This is a genomic window from Pseudomonas sp. Rh2 (assembly GCF_040762985.1).
Lineage (GTDB): Bacteria > Pseudomonadota > Gammaproteobacteria > Pseudomonadales > Pseudomonadaceae > Aquipseudomonas > Aquipseudomonas taiwanensis.
In genome coordinates this window covers 5,089,898-5,109,246 of the sequence record NZ_CP142890.1, presented here as the reverse complement: position 1 = coordinate 5,109,246, position 19,349 = coordinate 5,089,898, and the positions used below count along the sequence as shown (strand labels likewise).

Genomic DNA, 19,349 nt, shown 5'->3' with positions numbered 1-19,349 from the left:
TTGGAAAATCAAAAGTGCGCGCTCCCGCGTTCTCTCTGGCCGAGCAGACGTTCAGTGTTCAGCCCAGTCCACATCCAAGTTTTTCCCAACTCAAACAAGGACGTTTCGCACAGCCGTGGTGCTTGCGACAGCAAGCGCATCGGGATAAATTCCCCTCGTCGTCGAAGCATCGGCGATGCGACCTTGGCCGGTCGGAATCGAAAGGCGCATCAGCGCCCAGTCCTCACCACAGGCGCTTTTTGTGTCTGTGATGATGTGTTATGGCGGTGGTGCGCGGGACACCCTCGGGTGTGCCGGGCTCCTTTCGTCCCGGTCGGCCAACCCGCGTACTGCTGCCACCTAAACTTGCTTGGCCGCGAGCGGTGGCAGTTCCACAACGAAAGGAACTCATGCATGCCCATCAAAAATCCGATAAGGATCCTCGCATCCGCTCTCCGCCGCCGCCCCAAACCGGCCCACACCCCTCCAGCGTTCTACCCCATCCACACCCAAACCACCCCCGCACCCAAGCAGGTGCCCCATGACTGACCAAGAACGCCTCTCCAACCTGCAAAGCTACGCCTGGACCCTCGAACTCCTCGGCGAAGCGCTGGTCCAGCACGACGAAATGCTGGAATGCGAACACAACCCACGCCTGAGCTTCCGCAACACCGCTGGCATCCACCAGGCCATCCGGATCATCAGCCGCCTGGCCAGTGAGCAATGCGGAAAAGTCCTCCAGCAGAGCGACACCGGCACACACCCTCCAACCGAGTAAAAACCACCACCATGCTGGCTCGGCCAAACCCAGGCGACACCGACCGAAGCCAGCATGTGCCCAAGCCCCATTGCGCGCCGCCTCACCCCACCAGCGCCCCCGCCCGATAATTGTGTTCGATCACCGCACAAAGCCCACCAACCCGAGGTAAACACTGCGCGCTTCCTGCCGATCGTACGAGCAGTCCACCAGCCTCCGGTAACCTGCCATGTCCGTACGCAGTCTCAACATCGCCACTCGCTCCTACCTGAGTTTCAGCCTGATCGCCGTGTTGGTGGTCTTCCTGGGCCTGTTCTCCATCAACAAAATCTCTTCCATGCGCGAAGCGGTGGTGTACACCGAGCAGGTCACCAACGCCGGCACGCGCTACCTGGGCGAGATCCGCAGCCACATGCTGGGCCTGCGGGTCATCACCATGCGCATGACCCTGGCCCGTGCCCCGGCGCAGTTGGCGCCGACGCTGGCGCGGCTGGAGGAGTTGAAGGGGCTGCTGGACGCCGGGATGAAGGACTTCGGCGCCGTGGCGCCGCCCTCGGCGCAACCTGCTTTCGTGGAAATGCAGCAACTGATCGGCAAGTACCGTGTGCTCATCGACCAGTACAAACTGCTGTCCGACCAGAACCAGGTACCGCAGATGCAGGCCATGCTCAGCGGTGAGATGCAGGACATTTCCAACCGTATCGGCGAGCTCTACGACACGCTGGTGAAATCCAGCCGCGATGTCGCTGCGCGCTACACCGCCGATGCCAGCGCCGAATACCAGCGCGCGCTGTACCTCACCTACTCGATTCTGGGGTTGGTGGTGGTGCTCACGGTTGGCCTGGCCTGGCTGCTGACCCGCAGCATCGTCAGCCCGCTGCGCGAGGCCATCGACGTGGCCCAGGGCATCGCCGGTGGCAACCTGGCCCGGGTGGTGCGCACCGATGGCCGTGACGAAGCGACGCAATTGATGACGGCGCTGGCGGCGATGCAGGACAGCCTCAAGGATGCCCTGCGTCTGATCGCCGACTCGTCCCAGCAACTGGCGGCGGCCAGTGAGCAGATGTCGGCCATCACCCGGCAGACGTCCAGCGACCTCAATCGCCAAAGCGACGAGATCCAGCTGGCGGCCACGGCGGTGACCGAGATGAGCGCCGCGGCGGAGGAGGTCGCGCACAACACCGTCAGCACCTCCGAGGTGTCGCGCCAGTCCGAAGACGCCGCGCGCCTGGGCCGCGAGCGGGTAGGGCAGGTCATCAGTTCGATCGACAAGATGAACGAAAATGTCGGCGAGGCCTGCCGCCAGATCGGCGAGCTGTCCGAACAGTCCCAGGAGGTGGGCAAGGTGCTGGACGTGATCGGGGCCATTGCCGGGCAAACCAACCTGCTGGCGCTCAACGCTGCCATCGAGGCGGCGCGGGCGGGCGAGGCCGGGCGTGGTTTCGCGGTGGTGGCTGACGAAGTGCGGGCGCTGGCGGCGCGTACCCAAAGCTCGACGCTGGAAATCGAAGAAATGGTCAACGCCATCCGCAATGGCACCGCCCGTGTGGTGACCTCGATGCAGAGCAACAGCCAGCAGGTGCGCGAAACCCTGGAAGTGGCCGAGCTGGCCGGGCAGGCCCTGGATGAGATCACCTCGGGCGCAAGCACCATCCATGAGCGCAACCTGGTGGTGGCCAGCGCCACTGAAGAGCAGGTGCAGGTCGCGCGCGAGATCGATCGCAATCTGCTGAACATCCGTGACCTGTCGCTGCAAACCTCCGACGGCGCCAGTCAGATCAGCAGCGCCAGCCAGGAGCTGGCCAGCCTGTCGATTGGCTTGAACGACATGATGAAGCGCTTCCGCTTCTGATAGCCCTTGGGGGTTGTGCTTTGCATATGGAAATCCGTATATTCGGTTATCCATATGTAAAAGGCAGCCCCCATGATCGCGCCCACCGAGGTTTTCAAAAGCCTGTCCGATGAGACCCGCGCCCGCGCCACCTTGCTGATCGCCAGCCTCGGCGAGCTGTGCGTCTGCGAGCTGATGTGCGCCTTGCGCGACAGCCAACCCAAGATCAGCCGCCACCTGGCGCAACTGCGCAGCAGTGGTCTGTTGCTGGATCGTCGCCAGGGCCAGTGGGTGTATTACCGCCTCAACCCGCAACTGCCCGCCTGGGTGCACGAGATGCTGCAGGTTACGCTCAAGGCCAACGCCGCGTGGCTGCAGGACAACACCTCGCGCCTGCAGAACATGAATGACCGCCCCGTGCGCGCCAGCGCTTGCTGCTGAACTTCGAGGTCGCTCCCATGCTGGTTGCTGCTGCTGTCTTCATCTTCACCCTCATTTTGGTCATCTGGCAGCCCAGAGGCCTCGGCGTAGGCTGGAGCGCGGCCCTGGGGGCGATCATCGCCCTGGCGGTCGGCGCGGTATCGCTGCACGACATTCCTGCGGTCTGGGCCATTGTGTGGAACGCCACGGCGACGTTCATCGCGATCATCGTCATCAGCCTGCTGCTGGATGAGGCCGGTTTCTTCGAGTGGGCGGCGCTGCATGTGGCGCGCTGGGCCGGTGGCGATGGGCGCCGGTTGTTCGCCTTCATCGTGCTGCTGGGGGCGGCGGTGTCGGCGTTGTTCGCCAACGATGGTGCGGCGCTGATTCTTACGCCCATCGTCATGTCGATGCTGCTGGCCCTGCGTTTTTCGCCGGCTGCGACCCTGGCCTTCGTCATGGCCGCGGGCTTCATCGCCGACACGGCGAGCTTGCCGCTGGTGGTGTCCAACCTGGTCAACATCGTTTCGGCGGACTACTTCGGGCTGGGCTTTGCCGAATATGCGTCGGTGATGGTGCCGGTGAACCTGGCCAGCGTGGCCGCCACGCTGCTGGTGCTGTTCCTGTTCTTCCGCCGCGACCTGCCGGTGCAGTATTCGCTGGCGGCGCTCAAAGCGCCGAAGGCCGCTATCCATGACCGTGCCACCTTCATCGTCGGTGGCTGGATGCTGCTGGTGCTGTTGGCGGGCCTGTTCGTGCTGGAACCCTTGGGCGTGCCGGTCAGTGCGGTGGCGGCGGTGTGTGCGGCGATTCTGTTCGCGGTGGCTGCCCGTGGTCACCGAATTTCCACCCGCCGTGTGCTGCGCGAGGCGCCCTGGCAGGTGGTGATTTTCTCCCTGGGCATGTACCTGGTGGTGTATGGGCTCAAGAACGCCGGCCTCACCGACTTTCTCAGCATGCTGCTCGAACGGCTGGCCGGGCTGGGGCTGTGGAGTGCGGCCATCGGTACGGGTTTGCTCTCGGCCTTGCTGTCGTCGGTGATGAACAACATGCCCAGCGTGCTGGTCGGCGCGCTGTCGATCCATGCCAGTGGGGTGGAGGGGCTGGTGCGCGAGGCGATGATCTACGCCAACGTCATCGGCTGTGACCTGGGCCCGAAAATCACCCCCATCGGCAGCCTGGCCACGCTGCTGTGGCTGCATGTACTGGAGCGCAAGGGTATGCGCATCACCTGGGGTTACTACTTCAAGGTCGGCATCCTGCTGACGGTGCCGGTGCTGTTGATCACCCTGTCGGCCCTGGCCCTGCGCCTGAGCCTCTGAAGCCTGTTACCACGTAGAGGAGCGACCGATGCCGCCGCTGCCCACACACGCTGGACCGCGTTGGCCTGCTCCAGGAGGACCTATGTCTGAGCAACTCCCCAATCTGGACCTTTCCCTGTTCGAGGCGCCGCCTGCCGAAACCCGCGTCAGCGACCACAAGCCGCGTATCTTGATGCTTTATGGGTCGACCCGCGAACGTTCCTTCAGCCGCCTGCTGGTCGAAGAAGCGGCGCGCCTGCTGGAGCATTTCGGTGCCGAGGTGCGGGTCTTCAACCCTTCTGGCCTGCCCCTGCCAGACGATGCGCCGGTCGAGCATCCCAAGGTGCAGGAGCTGCGTGAGCTGGTGCTGTGGTCGGAGGGGCAGGTGTGGTGCTCGCCAGAGCGTCATGGCGCGATGTCGGCCGTGTTCAAGGCGCAGATCGACTGGATTCCCCTCGCTCTTGGGGCCGTGCGTCCCACCCAGGGCAAGACCTTGGCCGTGATGCAGGTGTGCGGCGGCTCGCAGTCGTTCAATGTGGTCAACCAGCTGCGGGTGCTGGGCCGCTGGATGCGCATGTTCACCATCCCCAACCAGTCATCGGTGCCCAAGGCGTATCTAGAGTTCGACGATGCGGGCCGCATGAAGCCTTCGCCTTATTACGACCGTGTCGTGGACGTGATGGAGGAGTTGGTGAAGTTCACCGTGCTGCTGCGCGACCGTGCGGCGTTTCTGGTCGATCGTTATTCCGAGCGTAAGGAAAGCGCCGAACAGCTTTCTGCGCGCGTGAACCAGCGTTCGATCTGATCGCGCGTTCGGCGCCCCTGGGGGGGTGGAGTGTCCGGTGGCTAGCGCTGATAAGCCCTGCCATAGTGGCGCTCCAGCCGCGCCTGTACGAGTTCGAGCAGGATCGACAGCAGCCAGTAGATCACCGCCGCCGTGGTCAGCATCTCTAGATACCGATAGCTCGACCGCCCATACGACTGCGCCAGGAACATCACCTCCCACACCCCCATCACCGATATCAGCGATGAATCCTTGAGCATCGAGATGAACTGGTTGGCGCTGGGCGGAATGATCACCCGCATGGCCTGGGGCAGGACGATGTGCCAGAAGATCTGCCGTGGGCGCATGCCCAGCGCCAGCGCCGCTTCACGTTGCCCCCGGGCGACGCCGAGGATGCCGGCGCGGAAGATTTCGCTCAGGTAGGCGCCGTAGTTCAGCGACAAGGCGATGATGCCGGCACTGATGGCGCCCGGCACCAAGCCCAGCTGTGGCAGCCCCAGGTAGATCAGCAGAATCTGGATCAACAGCGGTGTGCCGCGGAAGAACGAGGTATAGAAGCTGGCGACACCCACCAGCACTGCGCTGTTCGACAAGCGGGCCAGGGCGGCGGCAAAGCCGAACAGCACCGACACCACCATCGAGCACAGGCACAGGAACAAGGTCAGTGCCGCGCCTTGCAGAAAGCCGTTGGGCCCCAGCCTGAAACCGGCGAGGTTCGGAAACTTCTCCAGGATGATCGAGAATTTCAGGTCGAAGCTGAGGAAAAACGCGACGAACAGGCCGAACAGCGCCAGCCAGGTCAGCAGTAACCGTGTGCGAAAGCCGAACAGGCCGGCGCCCGTGGCCTTCACCACGGGCTTGGGGGAGGGAGGGAAGGTGCTCATTTGCTGATGTCGGCGCCAATCCATTTTTGCGACAGCTTGGCCAGGGTGCCATCAGCCTTCAGTTCGGCAAACACCTGGCGCACCTTGGCATCCCACTCGGGGTCGCCTTTCTCGATGGCCACCGAGTTCGGCTCTTCGTACAGCGGGGCGCCGGCCAGCTTGAAGCGTTTGTCCTGATCCAGGCGCGGCTGCGCTGTCACCAGGTTGGTGAGGATGGCATCCAGACGCACGCCGGCGCCCAGGCCCAAATCCTGGAAGGCAACGTTGTCGGTGTCGTACGGCGCGATCTGCACGAAGTCGAAGGGGTATTCGATCTTCTTGTCTTCGTTGCCTTCGATCACCAGGTTCTTGTTCAGGTAGCTCTCGTAGCTCGATGCACTGGTCAGGCCTACCTTGCGGCCGTCCAGGTCCTTCGCGCCATGGATCCGGTCATCCTTGGCGTTGACCACGATCACCGCCGGCGATGCGTAGTACTCCACCGGGAAGTCGAACACCTCGGCGCGGGCCTTGCTCGGCGTCATCGAGCAGATGCAGATGTCGTAGCGGCCGCTCCAGCGGCCCGCGGCGATCACGTCCCACGAAGGGGTTTCCAGGCGCAGCTTGACGCCCAGTTTGTCTGCCACGGCCTTGGCGACATCCACGTCGAAACCGTCCAGTTGGTTCTGGTCGTTGAGGAAAGAAAACGGCGGGTAGCTCTCCATCAGCACGTTGACCAGTTCCTTGCGCGATTCGACCCGCTCCAGCGTGGCGCCGGCCAAGGCCTGGGAAGCAGTCGCGAGCAGCACGAGGCCCGCACCGAGCAGAGTAGAAAATCGCATGTACATACCTGAAATGTTGGACAAAGGAGATAAAGGGTATTTAATAGTTATAAATGTTCCTCTCATAATGAATTTTATTCATAAGAACCTTCAGAGTAGTTATATGAAACAGCGAGCGATGGTGATTCTGGACGGTGGCATGGGCCGTGAACTGCAGCGCAGTGGCGCGCCGTTTCGCCAGCCGGAGTGGTCGGCGCTGGCGCTGAGCGAGGCGCCCGAAGCGGTGGTGGGCGTGCACGCAGCGTTCATTGCCGCAGGGGCCCAGGTCATCACCAGCAACAGTTATGCGGTGGTGCCGTTCCACATCGGCGAGGAGCGTTTTGCCAAGGAAGGCCGCCAACTGGCCACGATCGCCGGCCAGCTGGCACGTCACGCCGCCGATACAGGGGCGCATCCGGTCAAGGTGGCCGGTTCGCTGCCGCCGCTGTTCGGCTCGTATCGCCCAGACCTGTTCCAGCCCGAGCGAGTAGAGGAAGTGCTGTCCCCGCTGCTGCAGGGCCTGGCCCCGCATGTCGACCTGTGGCTGGCGGAAACCCAAAGCTCGGTTGCCGAAGTGCGGGCCATCCATGCCCACCTGCCGGAAGACGGCAAGCCGTTCTGGGTCTCGTTCACCTTGCAGGACGAAGAAGTCGACGACGTCCCGCGCCTGCGTTCCGGCGAGCCGGTGGCCGATGCCATCGAAGCCGTGGTTGGCCTGGGGGCCGACGCGGTGCTGTTCAACTGCAGCCAGCCTGAGGTGATTGGCGCGGCGGTGGATGTCGCGCGCTCGGTGATCGAGCGACACACTGCCGATATCGTCATTGGCGCCTATGCCAATGCCTTCCCGCCGCAGCCGAAGGAAGCCACCGCCAACGACGGCCTCGATGAACTGCGCGAAGACCTTGACCCGCCCGGCTACCTGGCCTGGGCCAATGACTGGCGCAAGCGCGGTGCGAGCATGATCGGTGGCTGCTGTGGCATCGGCCCGGAGCACATCGCCGAGCTGAAACGCCATCTGGCCTGAAGCTGAAAAGGGCGGGCGGCTGCTGTACAGGCAACGTACGCCCGCACTCGGCCATCGGGGCGCGGATCGCTGAGGCCCGGGTGTCCAGGCATCGGTTTGCCTGGAGGCTTTCGTGGATTGCCTGCTGCCTGGCGGGAGGGCGGTGCCACACCGGCAGTGGCCTGAGTTGGCGTCGAGCTGGGCTCACCGCACCAGCCGTGGCACGGCCCTGACGTAGATCAGCTCGCTCACCAGTTCCACCAGGGTCTGCATGATCACGGCAGCCGCTGCCAATGCGCGTATTTCCTCGGGCAGCGCCAATGCCAGAGGCAGCACCACCAGCGAGTTGCGGGTCGATGCGCTGAAGGTCACCGAGCGCGCCTCGGCCACTGGCAAGCGGAACAGCCGCGCAGACACCAAGCCGAGGGCCGGCGCCAGCAGCATGAAGCCGATATACACCGGAATCACCGGCAACAGGCTGTCGAAGTCGCGCATCACCACCGTGATCTGCGAAGCGATCACCACCAGCAGTACCAACGCCATCGCCGGCACCGGCATCCACGCCCAGGCGTCGTTCCATGTCGCCACGGCACGGGAGCGACGGGCGCCGATGCTGGTGAGCACGGCGAGTACCATCGGCAGCACGATCAGTAGTACGAAGGCTTCGATGAACGGGGCGATGGCGATCGTCACCCGTGCGCCAGCACCGAGCATCAACGTCAGGTAAACCGGCAGCAGCACCAGTTGTAACAGCAGCAGGAGGGGGGTGGCGGTCAGGGTCAGGCGCGAATCGCCCTGGCCAATGTGGGTGAACACCACGACGTAGTCGATGCAGGGGGTGAGCAGCACCAGCAGGGCGCCGACAAGAATTGCCGGATGCTCGACCAACCCCCGGGTAGTCGCCCAGACCAGCAGTGGGACGAAAACGAAGTTGGCGAGCAGCAGCGCGGCCATGAAGCGGCGGTTGCCCAGGCCCTGGCGCAGGTCGAGGAAGGGGATTTGCAGGAACATCGCATACATCAATACCGCAATGGCCGGGGTAACCAGCGCTTGCAGAGGGTGAGCGGTGTCGGGGGCCAGCAGGCCGAAGGTGAGGGCGACGGCGACGGTGGCGAAGTAGATCGGAATCTGCTGGGTTTCGAGTTGCTCTCTGGTCAAGGCGAGGTCCTGTGATCGCGGGTACGCAAGGCGTGGCTATTGTGCGGGTCTGGCCGCTGGCAAGCCAGCGCCCGCAGGTGACATGCCGCCTGTTGGCGCCGGCTTGCCGGCGATGAGCACACGCTCAACCAAGGTTCGCCCAATCCACACCACGCGCCTTGATCACCAGGCTCACGGTGCTGTGCTCCGCAGCCTGATGGCACGCCAGGAACCCACCCACTGGATACAGGTTGTGGATCTCCAGGCCATGCCCTTTGGCATTGACCAACTGGATTTCCCGACGCCCTTCTTCCAGCTGCGTGACATCGAACGGCTCGCCCAGCTGCACATCGGTCAAAGTCCACAGCGCCGGGTCCTGGCTGCCAATGGGTTCGACATTGACCAAACCGTCGGAGGTGGTGAACACCCCTTCACCGAAGTGGGGGCCGCTGCGAACGTACAGCCGATAACCGGCGTCGCTATGGCGGAAATACAGCACCAGCGCGACCGGCTGTTCGCCTTTGTCGAAATTGACCAGCCCCAGCTCTTGGCCGTGCTGCCAGTCGGCGTCCGAGCCATTGAGCAGTCCAAGGGTGCGGTTCCCTTGCACGGCATACCCTGGCGTTTGCTGTGGGCTGTCGAGGGCTACCTGCCCTGTGGTCATGCTGCCGAGCGTGTTGATGGGCGACTCGGCCACTTCCAGGGTGGCGGTGAACGAGTGTGCGACGTGATCGGTCATGGGAGGCTCCACTAGGTTGGGGAGGCCTCAGGCTAGGGGGCTTTGCCGGGCTAGCCCACGCGGAACGGGTTCCGTACAGGGCGCAGAAACGAAGAAGCCCGGCACGAGGCCGGGCTTCTTCACATCAGGCAATCGCCAATCAGTTGCCGTAAACCGGCAGCTTCTTGCAGATGGCCTTGACCTTCTCACGCACGGCATCGATGACCGCTTCGTTGTTCAGGTCAGCCAGGATGTCGCAGATCCAGCCGGCCAGCTCGCGGCACTCGGCTTCCTTGAAACCACGGGTGGTGACGGCTGGGGTGCCGAAACGCAGGCCCGAGGTGACGAACGGCGAACGTGGGTCGTTCGGTACCGAGTTCTTGTTGACGGTGATGAAGGCTTTGCCCAGCGCGGCGTCAGCGTCCTTACCGGAGATTTCCTGCTTGATCAGCGAGAGCAGGAACAGGTGGTTCTGGGTGCCGCCGGAAACGACGTCGAAACCACGCTCGATGAACACGCTGGCCATGGCCTGGGCGTTTTTCACCACTTGCTGCTGGTAGGCCTTGAACTCAGGCTGCAGGGCTTCCTTGAAGCAGATGGCCTTGGCCGCGATGACGTGCTCCAGCGGGCCGCCTTGGGCGCCTGGGAAGACGGCGGAGTTCAGCTTCTTCTCGATCTCTTCGTTCTTGCGAGCGAGGATCAGGCCGCCACGCGGACCACGCAGGGTCTTGTGGGTGGTGGTGGTGACCACGTCGGCGAACGGAACCGGGTTCGGGTACACGCCAGCGGCAACCAGGCCGGCAACGTGGGCCATGTCGACGAACAGGTAGGCACCGACCTTGTCGGCGATGGCGCGGAAGCGGGCGAAGTCCAGAACCTGCGAGTAGGCCGAGAAGCCGGCAACGATCATCTTAGGCTTGTGCTCGACGGCCAGGCGCTCGACTTCGTCGTAGTCGATCAGGCCGTTGGCGTCGATGCCGTACTGGATGGCGTTGTACAGCTTGCCCGAAGAGCTCACGGAAGCACCGTGGGTCAGGTGGCCACCGTGCGCCAGGCTCATGCCCAGGATGGTGTCACCGGCCGACAGCAGGGCCAGGTAGACGGCAGCGTTGGCCTGGGAACCGGCGTGCGGCTGGACGTTGGCATAGTCGGCGCCGAACAGCTGCTTGGCACGGTCGATGGCCAGTTGCTCGACCACGTCGACGTATTCGCAGCCACCGTAGTAGCGCTTGCCTGGGTAGCCTTCGGCGTACTTGTTGGTCAGGACCGAGCCCTGGGCTTCCATGACTGCCGGGCTGGTGTAGTTTTCCGAAGCGATCAGCTCGATATGCTCTTCCTGGCGCAGAGCTTCTTGCTGCATGGCTTCGAAGAGCTCGGCGTCGTACTTGGCAATGGTCAAATCACGGCTGAACATGGCGGTCCTCAAGGATCGGGGTGAATTGGGGGGGCATTCTAACCGATTGATTCGCGCCTGGCATATGAAGTGGCATCAAGTCGCGGACCAATGGCCTTCATGTTGGATCCCGCGCCGTGTCTGGGCTGGCTGGGGGCGTGAGTTGACTCGAAAGTCCGTTTCCGCCGCCTCTGTGCTGGCATCGGATCACTGGAACATGAACAGCGTTTCGTTGCTGAATTGCGCCTCGAACTGGTTGGCCGGCATCGGCCGTCCGAACAGGTAGCCCTGCACTTCGTCGCAGCCGTGCTCACGCAGGAACTCCAACTGCTCATGGGTTTCCACGCCTTCGGCGATCACCGCCAGGTTGAGGCTATGGGCCATGGCGATGATCGCCCGGGCGATCTGGGCATCCTGTTCGCCTTCGGGCAGGCCATCGACGAAGGTGCGGTCGATCTTCAGCACGTCGATGGGGAACTGCTTGAGGTAGTTGAGCGACGAGTAGCCAGTGCCGAAGTCGTCGACGGCAATGCTCAGGCCAAGGTTCTTGAGGCTGTCGAGAATCTGCATCGCCTCGTTGACCTCGCGCATCAGGATACTTTCGGTCAGCTCCAACTCCAGGCACGCCGGCGGCAGGCCGGTCTCTTCCAGAATGGTGGCGATGCGCGTGCCCAGCTGGCCGTCGGAGAACTGCCGTGCGGAAATGTTCACCGACACCTTCGGCACACGGACTTTCTCCTTGTGCCAGGCCTTCAGTTGGCGGCTGGCCTCGCGCAGCACCCAGTCACCCACATCCACCACCAGGCCCAGCTCCTCGATCACCGGAATGAAATCGCCCGGCGGCACCAGGCCACGGGTGGGGTGGCGCCAGCGCAGCAGCGCTTCGGCACCGGTCAGGCGCTTGCCGTCGCCGCTGAACTGCGGCTGGTAGTACAGAATGAATTCGTTCTGCTCCAAGGCATGGCGCAGGTCGCTTTCCAGTTCCAGGCGCTCCAGGGCACTGGCGTTCATCTCGGCCTGGTAGAACTGGAAGTTGTTCTTGCCGCGCTCCTTGGCGTGGTACATGGCCGTGTCGGCGTTCTTCATCAGTTGGCTCAGTTCGCTGCCGTCCTGCGGGCTGAGGGCGATACCGATACTGGCGGTGACGAAGAACTCACGGTTTTCCAGCACGAACGGCCGCACCAGGCTCGCGAGGATGTTTTCGGCCACGTGGATGGCGCGGTTGAGCGCCATTTCACGGGTGGCGCGCGGTTGCAGCAACAGGGTGAATTCGTCGCCGCCCATGCGCGCCACGGTGTCGTCGTCATCGACGCACGCCAGCAGGCGCAGGGCCATGTCCTTGAGCATGCGATCGCCCGCGGCGTGGCCGAGGGAGTCGTTGATCGGCTTGAAGCGGTCCAGGTCGAGGAACATCAGCACCACCCAGGCCTTCTGCCGATCGGCCTGCTGCAGCGCGTTGTACAGGCGGTCCTGGAACAACGTGCGGTTGGGCAGGTGCGTCAGGGCATCGTAGTAGGCCAGGCGATGAATGCGTTGCTCGCTGGCCTTGCGCTCGCTGATGTCGGTGAAGAAGCACACGTAGCTGGCCAGGTCGCCTTCGTCGTCGAGCACGGCGGTGATGCCGACCCATGCCGGGTACGGCTCGCCATTGCGACGCTTGAGCCACACTTCGCCTTCCCAACTGCCGCGCTGGTGCAATTGCTTGAGCACGTAGGCAAGGTGGCCTTCCTGCTGCTCATCGACGGTCAGCATGCCGGGCAGTTGGTCGAGTACTTCCTCCACCGCATAGCCGCTGACGCGGCTGAACGCTTCGTTGGCCTGGACGATGTAGCCGGCCGGGTCGGTGATCAGAATGGCCGAAGTCGAGTGCTCGAATACCGTGGCGGCCATGCGCAGGTCTTTTTCCGCGCGGCGCTGCTGGCTGATGTCGCGGCCAACCCCCAGTACCCCCTCGAAGCGCTCGTGCTCGTCCCACACCAGTACCAGGCGCAGTTCGATGGGAATCTTGCGGCCATCGGCACGCAGGCAGTCGAACAGGAACAGCTGGGAGGGCAGTTGGCTGCGCAGCTGCGCCAGCTGTTCGCGGTCGCCCATGGCTTTGCTGACCCGTTCCATCAGGCTATAGATGCCGGTGAGCTGGGCCGGGTTGGCGACGATCGACTGCCAGCTGTTCTCGAAGATCCACTCGGCCCGGTAGCCCAGCACGGCATGCACCGACGGGCTGACGTAGTTGAGCTGCAGCTGGCTGTCGGTGGAGAAGATCACATCGCTGATGCTCTCGGCGAGCATGCGGTAGCGTTGTTCGCTGTCGCGCAGAGACTGGCTGGCCTCGATCTGCACGGTCACGTCCTTGCCCACCCCGATGATACGGGTGACGACGCCATCGGCGTCGCGGGTCAGCACCTGTTCGCGAATCTCATAGCAGCGCCAGTTGCCGTCGCGGTGGCGGAAGCGCAGTTGGCAATGCAGCGACTCGCTGTGGCCGGTCTCGCGTTGATGCTGAAGCAGTGCCTTGTAGTGTTCGGCGTCTTCGGGGTGTAGCAGCAGCTCCCAGAAGCGGTCGCCCATCTGCGCCAGCTCGCTGCGGTCATAGCCCAGGGTCTGGCCGAGGTGGCGGTTGCTGAAGATCATCCGCTTGTTGAAGACGTCCTGCACATACAGTTGGTCGGGTACGGTGCGTACCACGTCCGACCAGAAACTTTCGCGTTCGAGCAGCGACAGCTCTACCTGCTTGCGGCTGGTGATGTCGCTGATGCTGAGGATGACCGCCTGGTAGTTGCGCCGCTGCTGCGGCAGGCGGGCCATCAGCCACAGGTGCAGTTCTCCACCGAGCGGGGCGGGCAGGCGGACTTCGAGTTCCAGCACAGGGCGCTGTTCGATCAGCGCGTCGATCAGTTGCATGCCAACGCTGTCGCGGCCATCGCCGCTGCCGTCGATCAGGCGCTGCCAGGCGCCTTCGTTGCAGTCGACATTGAGCAACTGGCGCGCCACTTGGTTGATTTCGGTGATTTTCAGTTCCAGCAGCAGGGCGCGGCGCAGGTTCGGGTCCAGCGCCAGGCTTTGCTTGAGCGCGGCCAGGTTGCGCAGGTGGTAGCGGTCGAGCTGGCCGGGCAGGCTGGAGAGGTCGAGCACGCACAAGGCCACGCCCGTGCCCTCGAAGATGTCCTGGTAGCGGCGGCGGTCCTCCTGCAGGGCCTGCTGGCGTCGGCGCATGTTGATCAATGCCAGCACCGGCAGCAGCGCGCAGAACAGCACCAGCATGCATTTGCCGATCAGCGCCGGCAGCAGCTTCTGCCGGGCCAGGCCGGCATCGAACAGCCCGCGCAACTGCCATGCGCTGTTGTCGATGAAAGCCAGCATGACGCTTTGCAACGGCTCATTGCTGGTTTGCACCGGGGCATGGCGCTCCAGCATATCGCCGCTGCGGCTGTTTTCCAGCAGCCACAAGGGGTGGCTTACGCCATCGAGGTGAATCGTCAGGGTCCTGTAGTAGGAGGGCGCAAGGCGCAGCAGCCAGTAACCGCGATCCTGCTCGGTCGACTGGCGCAACAGCAGGTAGACGGTACGGTTATCGTCCGAGTTGGAGAAAAAGTAGGCGCGGCCCTTGGCCAGTTCGACCAGCTCGTCAATCCACTGGCGGTCTGGGCTGCCCGCCAGGCTGTCGCCGCGCACGTTACCGGCAGCATCGAGCCAGGCCAGTTCCCGCAGCTCGGGCAGGCGTTCGCGCAGGGTTTGCAGCAGGCTGGGCAGTGCTGCGGGCGTCGGCGTTTTGACATAGGGCTGGACCACATTCACAGCCTCCTGGGCTTTGAGCGCCATGTTCAGGCCCAGGTGGTCCGCCAGGTCGGCACTGGTCGCCAGGCTTTGTTGACGCAGCTCCGCCTGCGTGTGATGGAACTGGGCGAACAGCTGCCACAGCAGCAAACCCAGCAGAACCAGGGCCAGCAGGGCCAGCGCACCTTTGACCGAGCCGCGCACGGACGCAGCCGGAGCGGAGGAGGCAGGTCGCAGCGAGGGCGAGTGTGTGAGATCGGTCAAGCGGTGGTCCTGCAATTGGGCTGGCGATGGCAGGGTTTGATCATGCACGGTGTGTGCCGCAAGGCCGTGGCCGTGCTGGCGTGGCGCACTATACGGCGGGACACCGGAAAGGGGCTAGCATGCCAATCATTATGGCAAAGTGCCAGCGCTGCTGTCCTGTGCCGACGGTCGTCGCCCGCTGGGGGGGTTCGGCAAGCCCCTGCAACCTGTGCGAGAATGCCGGCCGCTTCAATGACAACGCATCGGAGATGTTCGGTTTTGGTTACCCACTATTCCACCAATGGCCTCGATTCCGCCTGCGGGCGCAGCAGTCAGACCCTTGTCAGCACTGCCGTGACCGAGGACGTATCCTGCAAGTCTTGCCAGCGTTCGCTGGACAAATCTGGCGCGGCTAGCGCGCCGAAGAGCAAGAGCCCGTCGCTGGCCGAGCTGCGCAAAACCGCCAAGGCGGTTGCAGAGCCGGCCGTCGAGTCCGTCGCTGCCAAGCCAGCCGCCAAGGTCGTGAGCGCGCCGGTCGGCAAGCCGGCCAAGGCCGCCGAGCAGCCTGCCCGTCGCGGTGGCTTCAGCGTCAAGGCCGCCTGGGCCGCGCGTCTTGCCGAGCAGGGCGACCGTTGCCGCTTGCCGCGGGGCAAGGCCAAGCAGCGTCACGTCTGACACCCTTATCGAGCCGGTAAGGGCCAATGCGCGGGTAAACCTGCTCCCACAGCAATGGGCTGCCCCCAAGCGGGTGCGGTCCGGCAAACGATCGAACCTGTGGGGGCGGGCTCTACCCGCGAAAGGGCCGTCACGGACGCTGGAAGCGGCGCTCGATCCCTGCGACTTCATCCCACCATCCGACCACCCTGCGCAATGCCGCGTCTTGGCGTAGAATGGTCGACTTTGTTCAATGACACCCCCGTAAACACATCCCCCTGGTCACAAGGCCGGGGCGTACGTCGATGTCTTTACCTATCTGATAGAGGGCTTGGTTTTGGCTCAATACGTCTACACCATGCATCGGCTGAGCAAGGTCGTGCCGCCGAAGCGGGAAATTCTCAAGAATATTTCCCTGTCGTTCTTCCCAGGCGCCAAGATCGGCGTACTCGGCCTGAACGGTGCGGGTAAATCGACCCTGCTGCGGATCATGGCGGGCGTCGACAAGGAATTCGACGGCGAAGCCCGTCCGATGCCTGACATCAACGTCGGCTACCTGCCGCAGGAGCCGCAACTGGATCCGACCAAGTCGGTCCGTGAAGTGGTCGAGGAAGCGGTCAGCGTGATCAAGGACGCCCAGGCGCGCCTGGACGAAGTGTACGCGGCCTACGCCGAACCCGACGCCGACTTCGACAAGCTGGCCGCCGAACAGGCCAAGCTGGAGGCTATCCTGCAGGCCGCCGACGGCCACAACCTGGAGCGTCAGCTGGACGTCGCCGCCGACGCCCTGCGTCTGCCGGCCTGGGACGCCCGCATCGAGCACCTGTCCGGTGGTGAGAAGCGCCGCGTGGCGCTGTGCCGCCTGCTGCTGTCGGCCCCCGACATGCTGCTGCTCGACGAACCGACCAACCACCTGGACGCCGACTCGGTGGCCTGGCTGGAGCGCTTCCTGCACGACTTCCCCGGCACCGTGGTGGCGATCACCCACGACCGTTACTTCCTCGACAACGTCGCCGGCTGGATCCTCGAACTGGACCGCGGTGCCGGTATCCCGTACGAAGGCAACTACTCGGGCTGGCTGGAGGCCAAGTCCGAGCGTCTGGCGCAAGAGTCCAAGCAGCAGAGCGCCCACGAGAAGGCCATGAAGGAGGAACTGGAGTGGGTGCGCAAAGGCGCCAAGGCCCGCCAGTCCAAGTCCAAGGCCCGTCTGGCACGCTTCGAAGAAATGCAGTCGCAGGAATTCCAGAAGCGCAGCGAGACCAACGAGATCTACATCCCGGCCGGTCCGCGCCTGGGCGACAAGGTCATCGAGTTCAAGAACGTCACCAAAGGCTATGGCGACCGCGTGCTGATCGACAACCTGTCGTTCTCCATGCCCAAGGGCGCCATCGTTGGCGTGATCGGCGGTAACGGTGCCGGTAAGTCGACCCTGTTCCGCATGTTGATGGGCAAGGAACAGCCAGATTCGGGCAGCATCGAGATCGGCGAAACCGTGCAACTGGCCTGCGTCGACCAGAGCCGTGAAGACTTGGACGGCAACAAGACCGTGTTCCAGCAGGTTTCCGACGGTTCCGACATGATCCGCATCGGCAACTACGAGATCCCGTCGCGCACCTACGTTGGCCGCTTCAACTTCAAGGGTGGCGACCAGCAGAAGTTCGTCAAGGACCTCTCCGGCGGTGAGCGTGGCCGTCTGCACCTGGCGCTGACCCTGAAAGAGGGTGGCAACGTCCTGCTGCTCGACGAACCGTCCAACGACCTCGACGTCGAAACCCTGCGTTCGCTGGAAGAAGCCCTGCTGGACTTCCCAGGCGCCGCCATCGTGATTTCCCACGACCGTTGGTTCCTGGACCGTGTGGCGACCCACATCCTGGCGTACGAAGACGACTCGAACGTGGTGTTCTTCGAAGGTAACTACACCGAGTACGAAGCCGATCGCAAGAAGCGCCTGGGTGACGCAGCTGCCCAGCCGCACCGTGTACGCCACAAGAAACTGGCCCAGTAAGCTGGTCTTTTGATGCACAAGAATGGGGCCCTAGCGGCCCCATTTTTGTGCCTGATTGGGGAGCGATGTTGGCTTCATGCGCGGGCATTCCTGCTACTGGAGATGCGGCGCTAACCTCAGGACTTGCAGGCTCCTTGTGGGGGTGGGGTAGCCGCGGAGCGGCCGCCGCCGAAGGGCTATTTTGTATACAGTTATATAATACGCACCAAAAAATTTCATAAAAACGACATTTCGCCCTGTTCCAGTGCGATTGCTTCTTGGTACATTCCAGAAAAAACCAATAAGCCCAATCCCTCTTGGTGAGATGTCTACCATGATCGAATCCGTCGACAATTTCCTCGCGCGCCTGAAACAGCGCGATCCGGCCCAACCCGAATTCCACCAGGCGGTGGAAGAGGTGCTGCGCAGCCTGTGGCCGTTCCTCGAAGCCAACCCTCGCTACCTGCAGGCCGGGATTCTCGAGCGCATGGTCGAGCCGGAGCGCGCGGTGCTGTTCCGAGTGTCGTGGGTCGATGACCAGGGCAAGGTCCAGGTCAACCGCGGTTACCGCATCCAGATGAGCAGTGCCATTGGCCCTTACAAGGGCGGCCTGCGCTTCCACCCGTCGGTGAACCTCGGCGTGCTGAAGTTCCTGGCCTTCGAACAGGTATTCAAGAACTCCCTCACCTCGCTGCCCATGGGCGGCGGCAAGGGCGGCTCGGACTTCGACCCCAAGGGCAAGAGCGATGCCGAAGTCATGCGCTTCTGCCAGGCCTTCATGAGCGAGCTCTACCGCCACATCGGCGCCGACCTCGACGTGCCGGCCGGTGATATCGGCGTCGGCGCCCGCGAAATCGGCTACATGTTCGGCCAGTACAAGCGCCTGGCCAACCAGTTCACCTCGGTACTCACCGGCAAGGGCATGACCTACGGCGGCAGCCTGATTCGTCCGGAAGCCACCGGCTATGGCTGCGTGTACTTTGCCGAGGAAATGCTCAAGCGCCAGAACCTGCGCATCGACGGCCGTCGCGTGGCGATCTCCGGTTCCGGCAACGTTGCCCAGTATGCGGCGCGCAAGGTCATGGACCTGGGCGGCAAGGTGATCTCGTTGTCCGACTCCGAAGGCACGCTGTACGCCGAAGCGGGCCTGACCGATGCCCAGTGGGAGGCGCTGATGGCGCTCAAGAACGTCAAGCGCGGCCGCATCAGCGAGCTGGCCAGCCAGTTCGGCCTGGAGTTCCGCAAGGGCCAGACACCGTGGAGCCTGCCGTGCGATATCGCCCTGCCATGCGCCACGCAGAACGAACTGGACAGCGAAGACGCTCGCACCTTGCTGCGAAACGGCTGCATCTGCGTAGCCGAAGGCGCCAACATGCCGACCACCCTCGAAGCTGTGGATATCTTCCTGGACGCCGGTATCCTGTACGCGCCGGGCAAGGCGTCCAACGCCGGTGGCGTGGCCGTGTCGGGTCTTGAGATGTCGCAGAATGCGATGCGTCTGCTGTGGACCGCCGGCGAGGTGGACAGCAAGCTGCACAACATCATGCAGTCGATTCACCATGCGTGCGTGCACTACGGTGAAGAGGCCGATGGCAAGGTCAACTATGTCAAAGGCGCGAACATCGCAGGCTTCGTGAAAGTGGCTGACGCGATGCTGGCGCAAGGCGTGGTCTGATCGCAGGCCCGGGGG

The 19,349-nt window shown here is 63.6% G+C and carries 15 protein-coding genes; 9 read left to right on the top strand and 6 right to left on the bottom strand.

The genetic code is table 11. The features are described from left to right. Positions 1-520: 520 nt before the first annotated feature. The 5 genes from VXM67_RS23320 to arsH all read left to right on the top strand — a co-directional run bounded on the left by VXM67_RS23320 (position 521) and on the right by arsH (position 5,093). A complete protein-coding gene (locus tag VXM67_RS23320; RefSeq protein ID WP_023382422.1) occupies positions 521-757 on the top strand; it encodes a hypothetical protein in 237 nt (78 codons plus the stop codon). 208 nt (positions 758-965) lie between these two features. After that, positions 966-2,588: a methyl-accepting chemotaxis protein gene (locus VXM67_RS23315; protein ID WP_027907651.1), complete on the top strand. Its 1,623-nt coding sequence runs from the start codon at positions 966-968 to the stop codon at positions 2,586-2,588. 72 nt (positions 2,589-2,660) lie between these two features. After that, the gene (locus VXM67_RS23310; RefSeq protein WP_277686583.1) at positions 2,661-3,008 is read left to right on the top strand and encodes a metalloregulator ArsR/SmtB family transcription factor; all 348 of its coding nucleotides are present in this window, start codon (positions 2,661-2,663) and stop codon (positions 3,006-3,008) included. A 17-nt stretch (positions 3,009-3,025) separates the two neighbouring features. Then, positions 3,026-4,309, top strand: coding sequence for an arsenic transporter (locus VXM67_RS23305; RefSeq protein WP_367237397.1), 1,284 nt, complete (start codon positions 3,026-3,028; stop codon positions 4,307-4,309). Positions 4,310-4,391: 82 nt separating this feature from the next. Beyond that, positions 4,392-5,093 carry an arsenical resistance protein ArsH gene (gene arsH, locus VXM67_RS23300; protein ID WP_023382418.1) on the top strand — a complete coding sequence of 234 codons (702 nt, stop codon included), beginning with the start codon at positions 4,392-4,394 and terminating at the stop codon, positions 5,091-5,093. A gap of 41 nt (positions 5,094-5,134) precedes the next feature. On the opposite strand, the gene VXM67_RS23295 is transcribed toward arsH, so the two are convergent. Together VXM67_RS23295 and VXM67_RS23290 are read right to left on the bottom strand one after the other, a co-directional pair. Further along, positions 5,135-5,956, bottom strand: coding sequence for an amino acid ABC transporter permease (locus tag VXM67_RS23295; RefSeq protein ID WP_023382417.1), 822 nt, complete (start codon positions 5,954-5,956; stop codon positions 5,135-5,137). Next, a complete protein-coding gene (locus VXM67_RS23290) occupies positions 5,953-6,774 on the bottom strand; it encodes an ABC transporter substrate-binding protein (RefSeq protein ID WP_023382416.1) in 822 nt (273 codons plus the stop codon). The genes VXM67_RS23295 and VXM67_RS23290 overlap by 4 nt, the downstream gene beginning before the upstream one ends. Before the next feature lie 118 nt (positions 6,775-6,892). On the opposite strand from VXM67_RS23290, the gene VXM67_RS23285 reads away from it, so the two are divergent. Then, positions 6,893-7,777: a homocysteine S-methyltransferase family protein gene (locus VXM67_RS23285; RefSeq protein WP_177325269.1), complete on the top strand. Its 885-nt coding sequence runs from the start codon at positions 6,893-6,895 to the stop codon at positions 7,775-7,777. A gap of 183 nt (positions 7,778-7,960) precedes the next feature. On the opposite strand, the gene VXM67_RS23280 is transcribed toward VXM67_RS23285, so the two are convergent. The 4 genes from VXM67_RS23280 to VXM67_RS23265 all read right to left on the bottom strand — a co-directional run bounded on the left by VXM67_RS23280 (position 7,961) and on the right by VXM67_RS23265 (position 15,042). Beyond that, positions 7,961-8,914 (bottom strand): arsenic resistance protein, encoded by a 954-nt coding sequence (locus tag VXM67_RS23280; RefSeq protein ID WP_023382414.1) that lies wholly within the window; start codon positions 8,912-8,914, stop codon positions 7,961-7,963. 124 nt (positions 8,915-9,038) lie between these two features. Beyond that, on the bottom strand, positions 9,039-9,632 hold the full coding sequence (locus tag VXM67_RS23275; protein ID WP_023382413.1) for a hypothetical protein: 594 nt from the start codon (positions 9,630-9,632) through the stop codon (positions 9,039-9,041). A 139-nt stretch (positions 9,633-9,771) separates the two neighbouring features. Then, positions 9,772-11,025: a serine hydroxymethyltransferase gene (glyA, locus tag VXM67_RS23270; RefSeq protein WP_023382412.1), complete on the bottom strand. Its 1,254-nt coding sequence runs from the start codon at positions 11,023-11,025 to the stop codon at positions 9,772-9,774. A gap of 186 nt (positions 11,026-11,211) precedes the next feature. Beyond that, positions 11,212-15,042, bottom strand: a complete 3,831-nt coding sequence (locus VXM67_RS23265; RefSeq protein WP_367237396.1) for an EAL domain-containing protein — start codon at positions 15,040-15,042, stop codon at positions 11,212-11,214. Between the two features lie 258 nt (positions 15,043-15,300). Between VXM67_RS23265 and VXM67_RS23260 the strand changes: the two genes are divergently transcribed. The 3 genes from VXM67_RS23260 (at position 15,301) to gdhA (ending at position 19,334) form a co-directional block, all read left to right on the top strand. Then, on the top strand, positions 15,301-15,696 hold the full coding sequence (locus VXM67_RS23260) for a hypothetical protein (protein WP_023382410.1): 396 nt from the start codon (positions 15,301-15,303) through the stop codon (positions 15,694-15,696). 316 nt (positions 15,697-16,012) lie between these two features. Continuing rightward, positions 16,013-17,680, top strand: coding sequence for an energy-dependent translational throttle protein EttA (ettA, locus tag VXM67_RS23255; protein WP_023382409.1), 1,668 nt, complete (start codon positions 16,013-16,015; stop codon positions 17,678-17,680). 313 nt (positions 17,681-17,993) lie between these two features. Continuing rightward, positions 17,994-19,334 carry an NADP-specific glutamate dehydrogenase gene (gdhA, locus tag VXM67_RS23250; protein WP_023382408.1) on the top strand — a complete coding sequence of 447 codons (1,341 nt, stop codon included), beginning with the start codon at positions 17,994-17,996 and terminating at the stop codon, positions 19,332-19,334. Positions 19,335-19,349: the final 15 nt, after the last annotated feature.